The sequence below is a fragment of the Kineosphaera limosa NBRC 100340 genome (assembly GCF_000298215.1).
Taxonomy (GTDB): Bacteria; Actinomycetota; Actinomycetes; order Actinomycetales; family Dermatophilaceae; genus Kineosphaera; species Kineosphaera limosa.
In genome coordinates this window covers 108060-124521 of the sequence record NZ_BAHD01000005.1, presented here as the reverse complement: position 1 = coordinate 124521, position 16462 = coordinate 108060, and the positions used below count along the sequence as shown (strand labels likewise).

The 16462-nt window shown below is 69.6% G+C and carries 16 protein-coding genes; 3 read left to right on the top strand and 13 right to left on the bottom strand.

The annotated features are described in order from the left end of the window. Positions 1-4: 4 nt before the first annotated feature. The 3 genes from KILIM_RS02430 to KILIM_RS02420 all read right to left on the bottom strand — a co-directional run bounded on the left by KILIM_RS02430 (position 5) and on the right by KILIM_RS02420 (position 4120). Positions 5-784 (bottom strand): enoyl-CoA hydratase/isomerase family protein, encoded by a 780-nt coding sequence (locus KILIM_RS02430; RefSeq protein WP_006591024.1) that lies wholly within the window; start codon positions 782-784, stop codon positions 5-7. A 78-nt stretch (positions 785-862) separates the two neighbouring features. Further along, a complete protein-coding gene (locus KILIM_RS02425; protein WP_006591023.1) occupies positions 863-2377 on the bottom strand; it encodes an alanine/glycine:cation symporter family protein in 1515 nt (504 codons plus the stop codon). A gap of 144 nt (positions 2378-2521) precedes the next feature. Then, positions 2522-4120, bottom strand: a complete 1599-nt coding sequence (locus tag KILIM_RS02420) for an ABC-F family ATP-binding cassette domain-containing protein (RefSeq protein WP_006591022.1) — start codon at positions 4118-4120, stop codon at positions 2522-2524. Between the two features lie 162 nt (positions 4121-4282). Here KILIM_RS02420 and ypfJ point away from each other — a divergent pair, with 162 nt between their 5' ends. From ypfJ to KILIM_RS02405, 3 genes are all read left to right on the top strand, one after another. Beyond that, positions 4283-5245, top strand: coding sequence for a KPN_02809 family neutral zinc metallopeptidase (ypfJ, locus tag KILIM_RS02415; RefSeq protein WP_006591021.1), 963 nt, complete (start codon positions 4283-4285; stop codon positions 5243-5245). A 693-nt stretch (positions 5246-5938) separates the two neighbouring features. Continuing rightward, positions 5939-6436: a C40 family peptidase gene (locus KILIM_RS02410; RefSeq protein ID WP_006591020.1), complete on the top strand. Its 498-nt coding sequence runs from the start codon at positions 5939-5941 to the stop codon at positions 6434-6436. A 110-nt stretch (positions 6437-6546) separates the two neighbouring features. Continuing rightward, complete coding sequence (locus KILIM_RS02405; protein ID WP_006591019.1) at positions 6547-7179, top strand: HAD family hydrolase; 633 nt, start codon at positions 6547-6549, stop codon at positions 7177-7179. 129 nt (positions 7180-7308) lie between these two features. On the opposite strand, the gene KILIM_RS02400 is transcribed toward KILIM_RS02405, so the two are convergent. From KILIM_RS02400 to KILIM_RS02355, 10 genes are all read right to left on the bottom strand, one after another. Beyond that, positions 7309-8805, bottom strand: a complete 1497-nt coding sequence (locus KILIM_RS02400) for a long-chain-fatty-acid--CoA ligase (RefSeq protein WP_006591018.1) — start codon at positions 8803-8805, stop codon at positions 7309-7311. A gap of 19 nt (positions 8806-8824) precedes the next feature. Further along, positions 8825-9208 (bottom strand): metal-sulfur cluster assembly factor, encoded by a 384-nt coding sequence (locus KILIM_RS02395; RefSeq protein WP_006591017.1) that lies wholly within the window; start codon positions 9206-9208, stop codon positions 8825-8827. Next, the gene (gene sufU / locus KILIM_RS02390) at positions 9205-9720 is read right to left on the bottom strand and encodes a Fe-S cluster assembly sulfur transfer protein SufU (RefSeq protein WP_006591016.1); all 516 of its coding nucleotides are present in this window, start codon (positions 9718-9720) and stop codon (positions 9205-9207) included. The genes KILIM_RS02395 and sufU overlap by 4 nt, the downstream gene beginning before the upstream one ends. Continuing rightward, the gene (locus KILIM_RS02385; protein ID WP_006591015.1) at positions 9721-11019 is read right to left on the bottom strand and encodes an aminotransferase class V-fold PLP-dependent enzyme; all 1299 of its coding nucleotides are present in this window, start codon (positions 11017-11019) and stop codon (positions 9721-9723) included. A 30-nt stretch (positions 11020-11049) separates the two neighbouring features. Continuing rightward, on the bottom strand, positions 11050-11844 hold the full coding sequence (gene sufC, locus KILIM_RS02380) for a Fe-S cluster assembly ATPase SufC (protein WP_006591014.1): 795 nt from the start codon (positions 11842-11844) through the stop codon (positions 11050-11052). A 10-nt stretch (positions 11845-11854) separates the two neighbouring features. Next, positions 11855-12199 carry a non-heme iron oxygenase ferredoxin subunit gene (locus KILIM_RS02375; RefSeq protein ID WP_006591013.1) on the bottom strand — a complete coding sequence of 115 codons (345 nt, stop codon included), beginning with the start codon at positions 12197-12199 and terminating at the stop codon, positions 11855-11857. Next, positions 12196-13503, bottom strand: coding sequence for a Fe-S cluster assembly protein SufD (gene sufD / locus KILIM_RS02370; protein WP_006591012.1), 1308 nt, complete (start codon positions 13501-13503; stop codon positions 12196-12198). Before sufD ends, KILIM_RS02375 begins: the two co-directional genes overlap by 4 nt. Then, the gene (gene sufB / locus KILIM_RS02365) at positions 13503-14924 is read right to left on the bottom strand and encodes a Fe-S cluster assembly protein SufB (protein ID WP_006591011.1); all 1422 of its coding nucleotides are present in this window, start codon (positions 14922-14924) and stop codon (positions 13503-13505) included. The genes sufD and sufB overlap by 1 nt, the downstream gene beginning before the upstream one ends. Continuing rightward, positions 14921-15736: a helix-turn-helix transcriptional regulator gene (locus tag KILIM_RS02360; RefSeq protein WP_006591010.1), complete on the bottom strand. Its 816-nt coding sequence runs from the start codon at positions 15734-15736 to the stop codon at positions 14921-14923. The genes sufB and KILIM_RS02360 overlap by 4 nt, the downstream gene beginning before the upstream one ends. 122 nt (positions 15737-15858) lie before the next feature. Then, the gene (locus tag KILIM_RS02355) at positions 15859-16383 is read right to left on the bottom strand and encodes a glycine cleavage system transcriptional repressor (RefSeq protein WP_006591009.1); all 525 of its coding nucleotides are present in this window, start codon (positions 16381-16383) and stop codon (positions 15859-15861) included. Positions 16384-16462 lie beyond the last annotated feature (79 nt).

Sequence of the window (16462 nt, the reverse complement as noted above, 5' to 3'; positions counted from 1 at the left end):
GGCGCTACTCCCCCCGCAGCGTCGCCAGTCGCGCCGCGAGCAGCCGCGACTGGGCGGCCCGTTCGGCGGCCAACTGCCCAGCACGGTCGCGGCCGGTGGCGCCGCGCAGCAACGGCAGCAACTCCCCCACCGCGGCCGGGTCGGCCGCCAGCACCGCCTCCAGCAGATCGCCGACCGTGGAGTCGAGTTCGGCCGCGGGCACAGCCAGCGTCGCCAGGCCGAGGGCGACCGCCTCGTCGGCGCCGATACGACGACCGGTCAGGCAGATCTCCAGCGCGCGGTCGGGCCCGAGGATGTCGACGAGCCGCCCGGTACCGCCCAGATCGGGCACGAGACCGACGAGGATCTCGCCCATGCAGAACGACACGTCGTCGGCGACGATGCGCAGGTCAGCGGCCAGCGCCAGTTGAAAACCGGCGCCGATCGCGTGGCCCTGCACCGCCGCCACGACGAGCGCCGGACTCTCGCGCCAGGCCGTGAACGCCTCCTGGTAGCCGGCGATCTGGGCGGCGATCGCCTCCGGCTCGGCGGTGTCCCCGAAGAGCTCGGTCAGGCCGGCCGCGGTCAGGGTCCGTCGATCGAGACCGGCGGAAAACGACGGACCCGACGCGCACAACACGACCGCACGCGTCTCCTGTGGCAGTTCCCGCGCCACCGAGGCCAACTCGGCCCACAGCGCCGGGCTCTGCGGGTTCATCCGCCGCGGCTCGTCGAGCCGCACCCACGTGACGGCCCCGTCGTGACTCACCCGCAGCGGCACGCCCGCACCTGTTGCTTCACTCATACCCGGCAGGCTAAGCGACAGCTACCCCGCGGGCGCGATCGCTGTCGCGCTCCGCGGGGTAGCTGTCGGCACCGCGAATCAGGCTTGTTCGTCGCCGCCGGTGACAGCCCCGGCGCCGTCCTCACGGGCCCGGGCGCGCTCCTCCCAGAACGGCGCGTTCTTGATGCCCAGGGGCCGGGGGTCGAACTGCGGGTCGATGCCCTCCTTGCGCTGCCGCTCGTAATCCTCGAGGGCGATGAGGGCGGGCTTTTGCAGAATGATGATCGCGATGAGGTTGAGCCAGGCCATGAGGCCCACGCCGATGTCACCGACGGTCCAGGCCGCATCGGAGGTGCGCAGCGCACCGACGGCGGTGGTGATGAGCAGCGCGAGCTGCAGCAGCCGCAGCAGCACCTCGCGGGTGCGATCCGACATCCCGCGGGTGAGGTAGATGAGGTTGGTCTCGGCCATGTAGTAGTAGGCCACGATCGTGGTGAACGCGAAGAAGAACAGGGCGATCGCCACGAAGGGGCCACCCAGGCCGTTGTGCACCGTGTCGAGCGCGGCCTGCGTGTAGGCCGGGCCGACCGCTGCGCCCGCGACCGCCGCGTCGCCGGTGTAGAGCACCTCGGAGTCCGTCGAGCCGCCCGAGTACACCTGGTACATGTCGGTGGACAGGATCATGAACGCCGTCGCCGAGCAGATGAGCAGCGTGTCGACGTACACGGCGAAGGCCTGCACGAGGCCCTGCTTGGCGGGGTGCGAGACCTCGGCGGCGGCGGCGGCGTGCGGGCCGGTGCCCTGACCGGCTTCGTTGGAGTAGATGCCGCGTTTGACGCCCCACTGCACGGCCAGGCCGATGATCGCGCCGAACGCGGCGTCCATCCCGAAGGCGCTGCGCAGGATGAGCGCCAGCACCTCGGGGATCATCGAGGCGTTGAGCACCAACACGATGACGGTCATCGCGATGTAGAGGATCGCCATGAACGGCACGACGAGCGAGGCGAAGATCGCGATGCGCTTGACGCCGCCGACGACGATGAACGCCAGCATGATGATGATGCCGATGGTCGCGATCCGCGGGTCCAGGCCCCAGGCGTGGTCGGCCGCCGCGGTGATGCCGTTGGACTGGATGCCGGGCAGCAGGATGCCCATCGCCATGACGGTGACCAGGGCGAACAACAGCCCGTACCAGCGCATCCCCAGGCCCTTCTCGATGTAGAAGGCCGGCCCGCCGCGATACTCACCGCCCGCGTCGCGCTCCTTGTAGATCTGCCCCAAGGTGCATTCGATGAAGGAGGACGAGGCCCCGAGGAAGGCCATCATCCACATCCAGAACACCGCGCCCGGCCCACCGAAGGCGATCGCGGTCGCGACACCGGCGATATTTCCGGTGCCGACGCGACCGGCCAGACTCATGGCCAGCGCCTGGAAGGACGAGACTCCGGACTCCGATGATTCTCCGGCGCGCATCTGGCGCAGCATGTCGCCGAAGAGGCGCACCTGCACGAACCGCATCCGCAGCGAGAAGTACAGACCGGTGAGCAGACACAGCGCAATGAGCGCATCCGACCACACGATGCCGTTGATGGTCTTCGCCCATTCATCGAGCACGGCTCGCCCCTTTCTTGGAGGAGACACGAGGGAAGGGCCGGCCCGACGGCATCGGTGCACAGCCCCGCAACGGCGTCACAGTAGCGCCAGCGGTGCTGCCGGGCAATGACCTTCGCGGCGACCTCTCGGGCGCGCCGCACGCGCCTAGGCGAGCGTGACCAGATCGAGATAATCCGGGCCGAAAAGGTCTTCCACCCCGTCGGGCAGCAGCAGCACTCGCTCGGGGTGCAGCGCCTGAACCGCGCCCTCGTCGTGGCTGACGAGCACCACCGCGCCCGCGTAGTTGCGCAGCGCCGAGAGGATCTCCTCGCGGCTGGCCGGGTCGAGGTTGTTCGTCGGCTCGTCGAGCAGCAACACGTTGGCGCTACTCACGACGAGCGTGGCCAACGACAGTCGGGTCTTCTCCCCGCCGGAGAGCACCCCGGCGGGCTTGTCGACGTCGTCGCCGGAGAAGAGGAAGCTACCGAGCACCTTGCGTACCTCTGTCTCCCCCAGGTCGGGGGCGGCGCTCTTCATGTTCTCCAGCACCGTGCGCTCGATGTCGAGGTTCTCGTGCTCCTGGGCGTAGTAGCCGAGCTTGAGGCCGTGCCCCGCCTCCACCCGCCCGGTGTCGGGGGCGTCGATGCCGGCGAGGATGCGCAGCAGTGTCGTCTTACCCGCGCCGTTGAGGCCGAGCACGACGACCTTGGCGCCGCGGTCGATCGCGAGGTCGACGTCCGTGAACACCTCCAGCGATCCGTACGAACGGGACAGCCCGGTGGCGGTCAGGGGGGTGCGCCCGCACGGCGCCGGGTCGGGGAAGCGCAGCTTGGCGACCTTGTCGACCTGCCGCACCCCCTCCACTCCGGCGAGCAGGCGCTCGGCCCGGCGGGCCATGTTCTGGGCGGCCACCGCCTTCGTCGCCTTCGCGCGCATCTTGTCGGCCTGGCTCTGCAGCGCCGCGGCCTTCTTCTGCGCGTTGTCCCGCTCGCGACGGCGTCGCTTCTCGTCGGTCTCCCGCTGCGTCAGGTAGGTGGTCCAGCCGACGTTGTACTGGTCGATCTCAGCGCGATTGGCGTCGAGGTGAAAGACGCGGTTGACGACCTGGTCGAGCAGGGCCACGTCGTGGCTGATGACGACGAGGCCGCCCTTGTACACCTTGAGCCAGTCGCGCAGCCAGACGATGGAGTCCGCGTCGAGGTGGTTGGTCGGCTCGTCGAGCAGCAGCGAGGCGGCACCGGAGAAGAGGATGCGGCTCAGCTCCACGCGGCGCCTTTGACCACCGGAGAGGGTGCGCAGCGGCTGACCCAGAACCCGGTCGTCCAACCCCAACGCTGCGGCGATCGTCGCCGCCTCCGACTCCGCGGCGTACCCGCCCGCCGCCTCGAACCGGGCCTGCAGCTTGGGGTAGCGCTCCATGGCGCGCTCGTGTGTCTGCGCGTCGGCGCTGGCCATCGCACCCTCGGTGTCGCGCATGCGGCGCACGATCTCGTCCAGACCGCGGGCGGAGAGAATGCGGGCGCGGGCGATCATGTCGAGGTCGCCATCGCGGGGGTCCTGCGGCAGGTAGCCGATCTCCCCGCTGGTCGTGATCGACCCGCCTGCGGGTTGGGTCCAGCCGGCCATCGCCTTGGTCAGCGTCGTCTTGCCGGCGCCATTACGGCCGACGAGTCCGACGCGGTCACCCGGCCCGACCCGAAACGTGGCATCGGAGAGCAGGAGGCGCGAGCCAGCACGCAGTTCGACGCCGGTGGCGGTAATCACGACATGCTCCTGCACAGAACGGGGAAAGAGGAAGACCTGGTGGGGCGCAGCGGTCACCCACCGGCGGAAGCGGCCGTTGCATAGTTTACGTGTCGGCCCGCCGCGCCCCGGCACCCGCCGGGGTGCGACCGCGACCCCGGCACGAGGCACCAGGAGGGCCCCATGACCTTCAACGACAACGCCCGGCTCGACACCTCCCAGGTATCGGGCGGCGGGGGCGGCGGCTTCCGCCCGGGCGGCATGGTCATCGGCGGCGGAGGTGGCTGCCTGTCGGTCATCGTGTTGCTGCTCTTCCTGTTCTTCGGTGACGGGCTGGGCGGCGGCAGTTCCCCTGCCCCCGCACCGGCACCTCAGGAGCAGACCCAACCGGGCGACATCTTCGGCCGCAACGACTCGGTGACCGGAGGCGGTTCGATCGACAACAATCGGTTCGCCCGGTGCCAGACGGGCGCCGACGCCAACCGGGATGTCGAGTGTCGCGTCATCGGCACGGTGAACAGCGTGCAGGACTACTGGAAGCGCGAGCTGCCGGAGCAGTCCAACAACCAGCGCCAGTGGCGCATGACCGAAACCGTGCTCTACCAGGGTCAGACCCAGTCGGCGTGCGGCACCGCGAGCAATCAGGTCGGGCCGTTCTACTGCCCGCTGGACCAGAAGGTGTACATCGACGCCGACTTCTTCAAGATCCTCAGCAGTCAGTTCGGTGCCGACGGCGGCAACCTGGCGCAGATGTACGTGGTCGCGCACGAGTACGGGCACGCGCTGCAGGACCAACTCGGTCTGCTGAACGAGGCCCAGCAGGACCCCCGGGGCCCGGAGAGCGGCGGCGTACGGATCGAGCTGCTGGCCGACTGCTTCGCTGGAATGTGGGCCAAAGACGCCCAGACGACGAAGGACTCCGCGGGCAACACCCTGCTGCAGCCGCTGACTCAGAAGGACATCGACTCCGCCCTTTCGGCGGCCAGCGCGGTCGGTGACGACCACATCCAGGAGCGGACCCAGGGTCGGGTCAGCCCCGAGAACTTCACGCACGGCACCAGCGAACAGCGCCGCAAGTGGTTCATGAACGGCTACAACTCCCAGTCGATCAACTCGTGCAACACCCTCAACGCCGACCAGCTCTGAGCCGCCCAGTGGAGGCCGGCGGGAGCCAGTGGGTGACGAAACCCACGGGCACTGGGGGTTGCCCCGTCCGAACGGGCTCGAACGTGTCCGATCCCGTGGTTTACCGGGGCCAGGCGGACCGTCCTGCGGATCTCACGGGCTGCCCGTATCCCGTTCCGGCCCACCTGAGGCAATCCTGTAAACTTCCTGTGTCCAGCATGTGGACCGTTCGGGAGGGGTGCTCGTGATCCGCTGCGCGGGGCGCCACCACTGGGCAAATTGCCCGGTGCCGTAGCTATCCCGCAGGTCAAGGACCCGATATATCCGGACTCGAGGGCGCCGTCTCGCGTCGGGTTCCGGGCAAAGCTTGTGACAAAGTTCACAAGGGGCCCCGCGACTTTGCAGGATCGTTATCGACTGCCCTACGTTGGCTAACGGCTCGGAACCCCTGATCCGGTCCACCGTCTCGTGACGCTGAGTCCTACCACCACGAGCGGTCAAACTTCGCACAGAAATGTGTGGGTGGTAGGAGCGGTGCACCCAGCAACACCGGGCGCGCGATTCTCATCAAATCGTGGCGTCCTTGGGGTGAAGCCCGCGGCACGTCAACAACCCCCTCCATGGGCAGCGACGTGCGCGACGCGGGCCGAAGACGTCCAGGTCTTCGAATCCGACAGGTCATGCCTCGTAAGCGCCTCCCTGGATACACATCTCATGAAGCTGCTTTCTGCTGCCCCCGCACGCCTCCTTGCAACCGGCGTGCTCGCCGTCGGCCTCAGCGGAGGCATCGCCTCCGTCTCGGCGCCGGTCGCTCAGGCCGCCCCCGCGGCCCCCACCTCGGTCTCCGTTCAGACCGGCCTCTCCAGCGCGCAGGCCCGCTCGGTGCTGCGCATCGCGGCCTCCAAGAAGGGCACCCCGTACCGCTACGGCGCCGCGGGCCCGAACCGCTTCGACTGCTCCGGCTTCACCTCGTGGACCTTCAAGCGCGTGGGCAAGAGCCTGCCCCGTACCGCGAACCAGCAGTACCGCGCCAGCAAGAAGATCTCGCGCGGCCAGGCCCGCCCCGGCGACCTCGTCTTCTACGGCGGCCGCAACAAGCACCACGTCGGCATCTACGCCGGCAACGGCAAGATGTGGCACTCCCCGCGCACCGGCGACGTCGTCAAGTTGTCCTCGGTCCGCGGCGGCGCCTCCTACGGCCGCGTCCGCTGAGCTGACGCAGCCCTGAGCAACGCCGCGACCCCGTAAGGGTCGCCCCGCACGACCGGTCGCCGTGATCCCGCCCTCCGCGGGTCACGGCGACCACCCGTTAGGCAGAGGAAATGGACATACCGAACGCGGCGGACACCCGCGCGGTCGGGTTCGACCTCGACCTGACGCTCGTGGACACCCGGGAGCGCATCCTGGCCTCCGCGGTCAACGCGTTCGCCGACCTCGGCGCCTCCATCCCGGCGGAGGCGATCGTGCCGCACCTCGGCATCCCCCTCGCCGACAAGGTCGCCGCCTTGGCGCCCGCGCTGGACACCCCAGCATTCGTGGCCGCCTATCGCGACCACTACCACCGTCCACAGGCCCCGCAGTCTCCGGCGATGCCCGGTGCGCTCGCGGCCCTGCAAGCGGTGCGGGCCGCCGGAGACCGCGCCATCGTCGTCACGGCCAAGATCGAGTGGATGGGCCGGGGCGCCGTCACCGAGGCCGGGCTCGCCGACGAGCTCGACGCCGTCCACGGCAGCCTCTTCGCCCTCGACAAGGCCACCGCGTTGCTGGCAGAGGGCGCCTGGGTCTACGTCGGCGACCACCCCGGCGACATCCACGCCGCCCACGCCGCCGACGCCGTAGCCGTCGGCGTCACCACCGGCGCCAACGACGAGGCCGCCCTGCGCGCAGCGGGCGCCGACGTCGTCCTTGAGTCACTCACCGAATTCGCCGCCTGGTACGCCCAGGCGCGCCCCTAAGATCGTCCGGCCGCTCAGGGGGCGCCCGGACACCGCTCCGCGGGCGACGGATGGGGATCCGTCGCCCGCGGAGCTTTGTTTGTTCCGCTCGATGAGGGTCGCGTGGGCCCGTTCAGTCGCCGCCGCGTCTCAGTCCGCGTCGCGGGGAAGCTCGCGCTTGAGGATCTTGCCGGTGGCGCCCTTGGGCAGTGCCTCGACCAGGCGCACGCTGCGGGGGTACTTGTAGGCGGCGACGCGCTCCTTGACGAACTCCGTGATCTCTTCCGGGGTGGCGCTCTGCCCGGGCGTCAGCACGGCGTAGGCGCGGATCTCCTCACCGAGCGTCTCGTGCGGGATGCCGACGACCGCGGCCTCGGCGATGGCGGGGTGCTCGTAAAGCACCTCTTCGATCTCGCGGGGGTACACGTTGTAGCCACCGCGAATGATCATGTCCTTCGTGCGGTCGACGATGGAGACGTACCCCTCCTCGTCCATGCGTCCCAGGTCACCGGAGTGGAACCACCCGTCGCGGATCGCCTCCGCGGTCGCGTCGGGGCGATTCCAGTAGCCGCGCATGATGTTGTGCCCGGCGATGACGATCTCGCCGATCTCCCCCGTCGGCACGTCGTTGCCGCCGGGATCGACGCAGCGCACCCGCACCCCCTCGATCGCGGTGCCGACGGTGCCGGGCTTGCGCTCCTTGTTCGGGTGGTTGAACGTGGCGACCGGCGAGGTCTCCGACAGCCCGTAACCCTCGAGAATCACGCAGTCGAACTGCTCCTCGAAGGCGCGCATGAGCTCCAACGGCATCGACGAGCCGCCGCTGATGCACACCCGCAGCGCGCTCAGGTCGTACGGGTCCCCACCGTGGGCACCCGCCGACTTGGCGGCGGCCAGCATCGCGCCGTACATGGTCGGCACGCCCTCGAAGACGGTGACGCCGTCGCGGCTGATCACCTCGAGAGCCTTGACCGGATCGAACCGCGGGATCATCGTCAGTGTCGCCCCGGTGTCGACAGCGACGTTGAGAGCGCACGTCATACCGAACACATGGAACAGCGGCAGGCAGCCCATGATGACGTCGGCGGCGGTGACCTCGAGCAGCGTGCGACCGCTGACCTCCAGATTCGTCTGCAGGTTGGCGTGCGTCAGCTCGGCGCCCTTGGGCTTGCCCGTCGTTCCCGACGTATACAGGATCACCGCGGTGCTCTCGCCGGGTCGGTCGACCACCTGCGGATGCGGGGTAGCGTCGGCGAGCACCTGCGGCAGCGTGGTGACGTCCAGGAAGTCGGTGCCGGCCTCCTGGGCGCCGGTCGCGGCATCACCGGCCATGCCGACGAGCAGGCAGGCGCCCGAATCCTGTAGGTAGTAGGCCACCTCGCGCGTCTTGAACAGCGGATTCATCGGCACGACGATCGCGCCGATCCGTAGCGCGCCATAGTAGACGATGGCGTACGCGGGAACGTTGGGCAGCGACAGCCCCACCCGATCGCCCGCACCGATCCCCCGCTGGGTCAGGTAGCCGGCGAACGCCGCCGCCGCACCATCGAGCTGCGCGAAGGTCAGTGTCTGCTCATCCTGCCGCAGCGCCAGGGCCGCTGGGCTGCGTTGCGCGCTGGCCGCCAGATTCTCGGCAAGATTCGCCATCACGTGACCCCCTTCGTGCTCAGACGTTGAAGCCGAGGGCCCGCAGCTGGTCGCGGCCGTCCTCGGTGATCTTGTCCGGGCCCCACGGCGGCATCCACACCCAGTTGATGCGATGCGAGGTGACGATGTCGTCCAGCGCCTGGGCGGTCTGGTCCTCGATGACGTCGGTCAGCGGGCACGCGGCCGAAGTCAGCGTCATGTCGACGATCGCGTGGCCGTCGCCGTCGACGCTCACCCCGTAGACGAGGCCGAGGTCGACGACGTTGATCCCCAACTCGGGGTCGACCACGTCGCGCATCGCCTCCTCGATGTCCGCGGCGTTGGCGGGCGTCGGGCCTTGAGCCGGAGCGGTGGGCGGCGTCCCCGCAGTCTCCACCGTTTCCACAGTGTTCTGTTCGGTCATGATGTCGCCTCCTGGGGCGTAGCGGTCTGGGGCGGGGCGGTTTCGGGCGAGGCGATGTCGACGCCGGCTCGCACGAGGGCGTCGGTGAAGGCCGACCAGGGCAGCAACGCGCACTTGACGCGCGCCGGATACTTCGAGACGCCGGCCAGCGCGACCCCGTCGCCGATGACCTCCTCGTCGCCGGGGTCGGTGCCGCGGCTGGTGAGCATCGCGCGCATCGCCTCCTGAGTCGCGAGCGCCTCGCCCACGGTGTGGCCGATGACCTCCTCGGCCAGGATCGAGGCCGCCGCGACGGAGATCGAGCAGCCGATCGCGTCGTAGCCGACATCCGTGACGGTCGCGCTTCGGTCGGGCGGGTCACCCTGGCCCGTCGGGGTCACGTGCACCCGCAGCGTCACCTCATCGCCGCAGGTGGGGTTGATGTGGTGGGTCTGCGCGTCGTACGGCTCGCGCAGCCCGGCGTGATGCGGGCGCTTGCTGTGGTCGAGGATCAGCTCTTGGTACAGGTCCATCTACACCGCCACCTTCATCACCTGGGGGACCCGGTCCAGCGCCGCGACCAGGGCGTCGATCTCGGCCGGGGTCGTGTAGACGGAGAAGCTGGCGCGGGTGCTCGCGGGGATGCGCAGCTCCCGGTGCAACGGCCAGGCGCAGTGGTGACCGGTGCGCACCGCGACGCCCTCGTGGTCGAGGATCTGGCCCACGTCGTGCGGGTGCACCCCTTCGACGGTGAAGGCCACGGCCCCGGCGTGTACGCCCGGATCGCTCGGGCCCAGCGTGCGGACCCAGCCCCGCTCCCCCAGCAGCTTGAGGGTGTATCCGACGAGCTCGCGATCATGGGCCTCGATCCGGTCCATGCCCAATTCGCTGAGATAGTCGCAGGCGGCGGCGAGCCCGACGGCCTGCGCGGCCATCGGCACCCCGGCCTCGAAGCGTTGCGGCGGCGGGGCGTACGTCGAGCCCTCCATCGTCACCAACTCGATCATCGAGCCTCCGGTGACATAGGGGGGCATCGCCTCCAACAGCTCGTAGCGGCCCCACAGCACGCCGATGCCGAGCGGGCCGAGCAGCTTGTGCCCGGTGAACGCCAGGAAGTCGACACCCAGCTCGCGGACGTCGACCGCGAAGTGCGGCACCGACTGGCACGCGTCGAGCACGGTCAACGCCCCGACCGCCCGCGCCTTGGCCGCGATGGCCGGCACATCGTTGACCGTGCCGAGCACGTTGCTGACGTGCGTGAAGGCCACGACCTTCGTGCGTTCGCCGAGCACGTCGTCGTAGGCGTCGAGGTCGAGCCGGCCGTCATCACTCAGGCCGACCCAGCGCAGAGTCGCCCCGGTGCGCCGCGCCAGCTCCTGCCACGGCACGAGGTTGGCGTGGTGCTCCATGACCGTCACGACGATCTCGTCGCCGGGCCCGATCCGCAGTCGCTCGGCGATCGCGGGGTCGACGCCGTCGAGTGCGCCGGGGGCGCCGGCGTTGCTCAGCGCGTAGGCCACGAGGTTGATGGCCTCGGTGCCGTTACGGGTGAACACCACCTCGCGGGCCGGGGCGCCGATGAACGCGGCGACCCGGGCGCGGGCGGACTCAAAGGCGTCGGTCGCCTCCTCGGCCAGCAGGTGCGCGCCCCGGTGCACGGCGGCGTTGTGCTGCTCGTAGAACTCGCGCTCGGCGTCGAGCACCACGCGCGGCTTCTGCGAGGTGGCCCCTGAGTCCAGGTAGACCAGCGGCCGCCCCGCAGCCGCCGCGCGCGACAGGATGGGAAAGTCCGCGCGTACGGCTGCGAGCTCGCGGTCGGTAAAGGCCGACACCTCACACCTCCGGTCTGTTGTCGAGCGTGATCAGGCGGTGACGGGCTCGCTCTGGGCGGCCGGCTCGCTGACGTCGCCGGGCAGGTACTTGTCGTAGCCCTCCGCCTCGAGCTGGTCGGCCAGCTCGGGGCCGCCTTGGGCCGCGACGCGACCGTCGACGAAGACGTGCACGAAGTCGGGCTTGATGTACTGCAGGATCCGCGTGTAGTGCGTGATCAGCAGCACCCCGAGGTCGTTCTCGTCCTTGGCGCGGTTGACGCCCTCGGAGACGACGCGCAGCGCGTCGATGTCGAGGCCCGAGTCGGTCTCGTCGAGGATCGCGACCTTCGGCTTGAGCAGCTCCATCTGCAGGATCTCGTGGCGCTTCTTCTCTCCGCCGGAGAAGCCCGCGTTGACGTCGCGCTCGGCGAAGGTCGAGTCCATCTTGAGGCGACCCATCGCCGCCTTGACGTCCTTGACCCAGTGCCGCAGCTTGGGCGCCTCGCCGTCGATGGCGGTCTTGGCGGTGCGCAGGAAGTTGCTCACCGACACGCCCGGCACCTCGACCGGGTACTGCATCGCGAGGAACAGTCCGGCCTGGGCGCGCTCGTCCACGCCCATGGCCAGCACGTCTGCACCGTCGAGGGTGACCGTGCCGGAGGTGATCTGGTACTTGGGGTGGCCCGCGATGCTGTAGGCCAGCGTCGACTTGCCGGAGCCGTTCGGGCCCATGATCGCGTGCGTCTCGCCCGAGCGGACCGTCAGGTCGACGCCCTTGAGGATCTCCTTGGGGCCGTTCTCGGTCTCGACGCTGACGTGCAGGTCCTTGATTTCCAACGTGGACATAAAGGTTCTCTCAGTTCTCTTCGGCCGCGGAGGGCGCGACGGAGACGTACACGTCGGTGCCCTCGATCTTCACGGAATAGACACGGATGGGGACGGTCGCCGGCGGGGTCAGCGGCTTGCCGGTGCGCAGGTCGAACCGCGAACCGTGCAGCCAGCACTCGATCGCGCAGCCCTCGACCTCGCCCTCGGACAAGCTCACGGCGCCGTGCGTGCAGGTGTCCTGCACGGCGTGCACGGTGCCGTCGGCGGTGCGCACCATGGCGACCTTCTCGCCGCCGATCTCAGCCAGCGCGGCACCGACCTGCGGCAACTCCTCCAGCCCGCAGACCAGCTCGTAGGTGGCGGGCAGGCTCACGAAGTGGCCTCCTGCACGACCTCGCGAACCGCCTTGTCGTCGGCGTCGGCGCCCATGGAGGTCTCCAGCTCGGCGTCGATGGCCGCCATGAGGTGCTCGACGACCTCGGGGATGCCGATACGCGCGACGATCGCGGCGAAGAAGCCGCGCACGACCAGCCGGCGCGCCTCGCTCTCGGGGATGCCGCGGCTGCGCAGGTAGAACAGCTGCTCGTCGTCGAATCGGCCGGTCGCCGAGGCGTGCCCGGCTCCCTCGATCTGCCCGGTCTCGATCTCCAGGTTGGGCACCGAGTCGGCGCGGGCGCCGTCGGTGAGCACGAGGTTGCGGTTCAGCTCGTACGTCTGGGTACCCTCGGCCTCCGCGCGGATCAGCACGTCGCCGACCCACACGGTGTGCGCGGTCTCGCCCTGCAGCGCGCCCTTGTACTCGACGTCGGAGGTGCAGCGCGGCGCCTCGTGATCGACGAACAGGCGATGCTCCAGATCTTGCCCGGCGTCGGCGAAGTACACGCCGAGCCCCTGGAAGGTGCCGCCCGGGCCGGCGTACCGCGCGTTGACGCACAGCCGCACGACCTTGCCGCCCAGGGTCACCGCGATGTGCCGCACGGTCGCATCGCGCCCGACGACCACGTCCTGCTGGCCCAGGTGCAGCGCCTCGTCGTCCCACTCCTGCAGGCTCACGACCGACAGCTCGGCGCCGTCGCCGGTGATGACCGACAGCAGCTCGGAGTAGTCGGCGCGCCCGGAGTGCGCGATGACGACGGTGGCCCGGCTGTGCCGGCCGGCCGTGACGATGAGGTGCCCGAACACCGGGTCGCCGGCCTGGGCACCGTCGGTGCCGCGCAGGTCGATGCGGATCGGCTCGGTGACATCGGCGTCGTTCGGGATGTCCACCTGCACGGCACCGCCGCTGCGCGCGAACGCCAGCGCGGCGGGCCGGTCGGCCGGGCTCATGAGCGTCAGCTCACGGGCCTTGGCCGCGCTGATCGTCTCGGAGGTCACGCCCTCCGGCAACTGTGACTGCCAGTCGAGGTGGCCGCTGCCCTGGCCGTCGGCGAACAACGGCTGCAGCCGGTCGACGGGGGTGAACCGCCACTCCTCCTCCCGGCCCGTCGGCACCGCGAAGTCGGCGGGGTCGAACGAGGTGGCTCGTTGCGCCCGCGACTGCTCGGGAACGGCGTGCGCGAAGGCGTCGCTCGCCTGCACGTTCGACAAGGCAGCGTCGCTACCGGGAGTGCCCAGGAGCGCCTTGTCACCGGCGTCGACGGGCAGCCCAACTTCAGTTTCCTTGCTGACCAACGGCATCAGCCGACCGCTCCTTCCATCTGCAGTTCGATGAGGCGGTTGAGCTCGAGCGCGTACTCCATGGGCAACTCGCGGGCGATCGGCTCGACGAAGCCGCGCACGATCATCGCCATCGCCTCCTCCTCGCTCATGCCCCGGGACATGAGGTAGAAGAGCTGGTCGTCGCTGACGCGGCTGACCGTCGCCTCATGGCCCATCTGGACGTCGTCCTCGCGGACGTCGACGTAGGGGTAGGTGTCGGAGCGGCTGATGTTGTCGACCAGCAGCGCGTCGCAGACCACCGAGGACTTGGAGTGCTCGGCGCCCTCCATGATCTGCACCAGACCCCGGTAGGAGGTGCGGCCACCGCCGCGCGCGACCGACTTGGAGACGATCGAGCTGGAGGTGTGCGGCGCGGCGTGCACCATCTTGGCGCCCGCGTCCTGATGCTGGCCCTCGCCGGCGAAGGCGATCGACAGGGTCTCGCCCTTGGCGTGCTCGCCGAGCAGGAAGACCGCCGGGTACTTCATCGTCACCTTGGAGCCGATGTTGCCGTCGACCCACTCCATCGTCGCGCCGGCCTCGCAGGTCGCGCGCTTGGTGACGAGGTTGTAGACGTTGTTCGACCAGTTCTGGATCGTCGTGTAGCGCACGCGGGCGCCCTTCTTGACGACGATCTCGACGACCGCGGAGTGCAGGCTGTCGGACTTGTAGATCGGCGCCGTGCAGCCCTCGACGTAGTGCACGTAGGAGCCCTCGTCGGCGATGATCAGCGTGCGCTCGAACTGGCCCATGTTCTCGGTGTTGATGCGGAAGTAGGCCTGCAGCGGGATGTCGACGTGCACGCCCGGCGGCACGTAGATGAACGAGCCACCGGACCAGACGGCCGTGTTCAGCGCGGCGAACTTGTTGTCACCGGGCGGGATGACCGAGCCGAAGTACTCCTTGAAGAGCTCTTCGTGCTCGCGCAGGCCCGTGTCCGTGTCGACGAAGATGACGCCCTTCTCCTCCAGGTCCTCGCGGATCTGGTGGTAGACGACCTCCGACTCGTACTGGGCGGCGACGCCCGCGACGAGGCGCTGCTTCTCCGCCTCCGGGATGCCGAGGCGGTCGTAGGTGTTCTTGATGTCCTCGGGCAGGTCCTCCCAGCTCGTGGCCTGCTTCTCGGTGGACTTCACGAAGTACTTGATGTTGTCGAAGTCGATGCCCGACAGGTCGCTGCCCCAGTGCGGCATCGGCTTCTTGCCGAACAAGCGCAGGGCCTTGAGGCGCAGGTCGCGCATCCAGGTCGGCTCGCTCTTACGGTCGGAGATGTCGAGCACGACACCCTCGTTGAGACCGCGCCGCGCGGACGCACCGGCCGCGTCGGCGTCATGCCAGCCGTACTCGTAGCGCCCGAGGTCCTTCAGGCCCGGGTTGAGCTCCTCGATGTTCGTGCTCATCGCGGTGTCCTTTCGTCCTGCGTGCTGCTGTGGTTGTGGTGGTCGTGGGAGTCCCGGTGATCGCGGGAGTCGCGGCGCGTGCTCGACTCGGGCGCGCTCGGCACGAACGTCGTGCAGACGTGTTCGCCGCCGGAGAGCGTAGCCAGTCGCTGCACGTGCACTCCGAGCAGCCGCGCGAACGCCTGGGTCTCGGCGTCGCACAGCTGCGGAAACTCGGCGGCGACGCGGTGCATCGGGCAATGCCCTTGGCATAGTTGAACGCCTTCGAGGGGAGTGTCGATTCCCACCGGCCGCGCCGTCGCCGCGAATCCGTCGGCGGTCAGCTCGCGAGCCAGCGCGTCGACGCGGGCGCGCGGATCGTCGCCCGCCTGCCGGACCGCGACCGCGTATCGCTCCTCGAGTGCCGCGAAGCGCTCGCGGGCGAACTCCTCCACGGCCGCCGGTCCGGAGTGCCGGGCCAGGAAGCGCAACGCCTGGGTGGCGATGTCGGCGGAGTCGGAGTCGAGCCGACGGTGGCCGGCCGGGGTGACGACGTAGTGGCGTGCCGGGCGGCCCCGCCCGCGACGCGTGCCGCTGGCTGCGGTCTCGGACGGCGCGATGTCACCCGAGTCGGTCAGCCACTCCAGGTGCCGGCGCACGGCCGTGGGGGTCAGGTCGAGGCGATGCGCCAACTCCGCGGCCGTCACCGGACCGAGTCGCAGCACGTGCCCGAGCACGCGCGCCCGGGTGCCCTCGTCGGTCGGCGCACGGGGCCCCTCGGCGTCGCGGAGGGTCTCCGCACGCCGCTCGGATGCCAAGTCGCCGATAAACACAAGGGCATTCTTGCCTAATTGCCTGGGAGTCAGCTAGTAAGGTCGGCCTTACCTCTGCCTGCGGGCAGTTGACCAGGTGTTTTTCGACCTACTCCTGCCGTGGGCTCCCTCGAGTGGGGCGCTCAGGCGTCGGCGAGCTCGAGATCGACGAGCAGTTCGCCCGCGAGCTTCTCCAGATCAGCCCGCAGATCGGCGGTGTCGAGCTGATCGGGCACCACGGCCGTGATCCGCGCCTCGAAGAGCCGCCCACCGGACATCGGGGCGTCGCGGGTGTCCGAGGTCATGCCGCCGATGCTGACGTCGTGGCGGTGCAGCACGCCGGAGATCTCCCGCACGATGCCGGGGCTGTCGTTGCCGACGAGCTCGACGACCAGCTCGCGACCGACGGACGGCTGCGCGCCGACATCCTGCACCTCGCCCTCTTGCACGACGACCTCGAGGGCACCGTCGACGGCCCGCAGGCGATCGGCGACCGCACCGGCCTTGTCGGCGGGTGCAGTGACGAGGATGATGCCGGCGAACTTGCCGGCCAACTCGGCCAAATGACTTTGCTCCCAGTTGCCGCCGGCGGCGGCAACGGCCTCCGACAGGGCGCTGACGAGCCCCGCACGATCGTCTCCGATGACGGTCAACACCAGTGTTGTCACGCCGTCATGCTACCGGTCGGCGCGCGAACCCGGCGGCCCCCGGGGGCGCCGGTCGAACGCGGCGATTCCTCTAGGATCG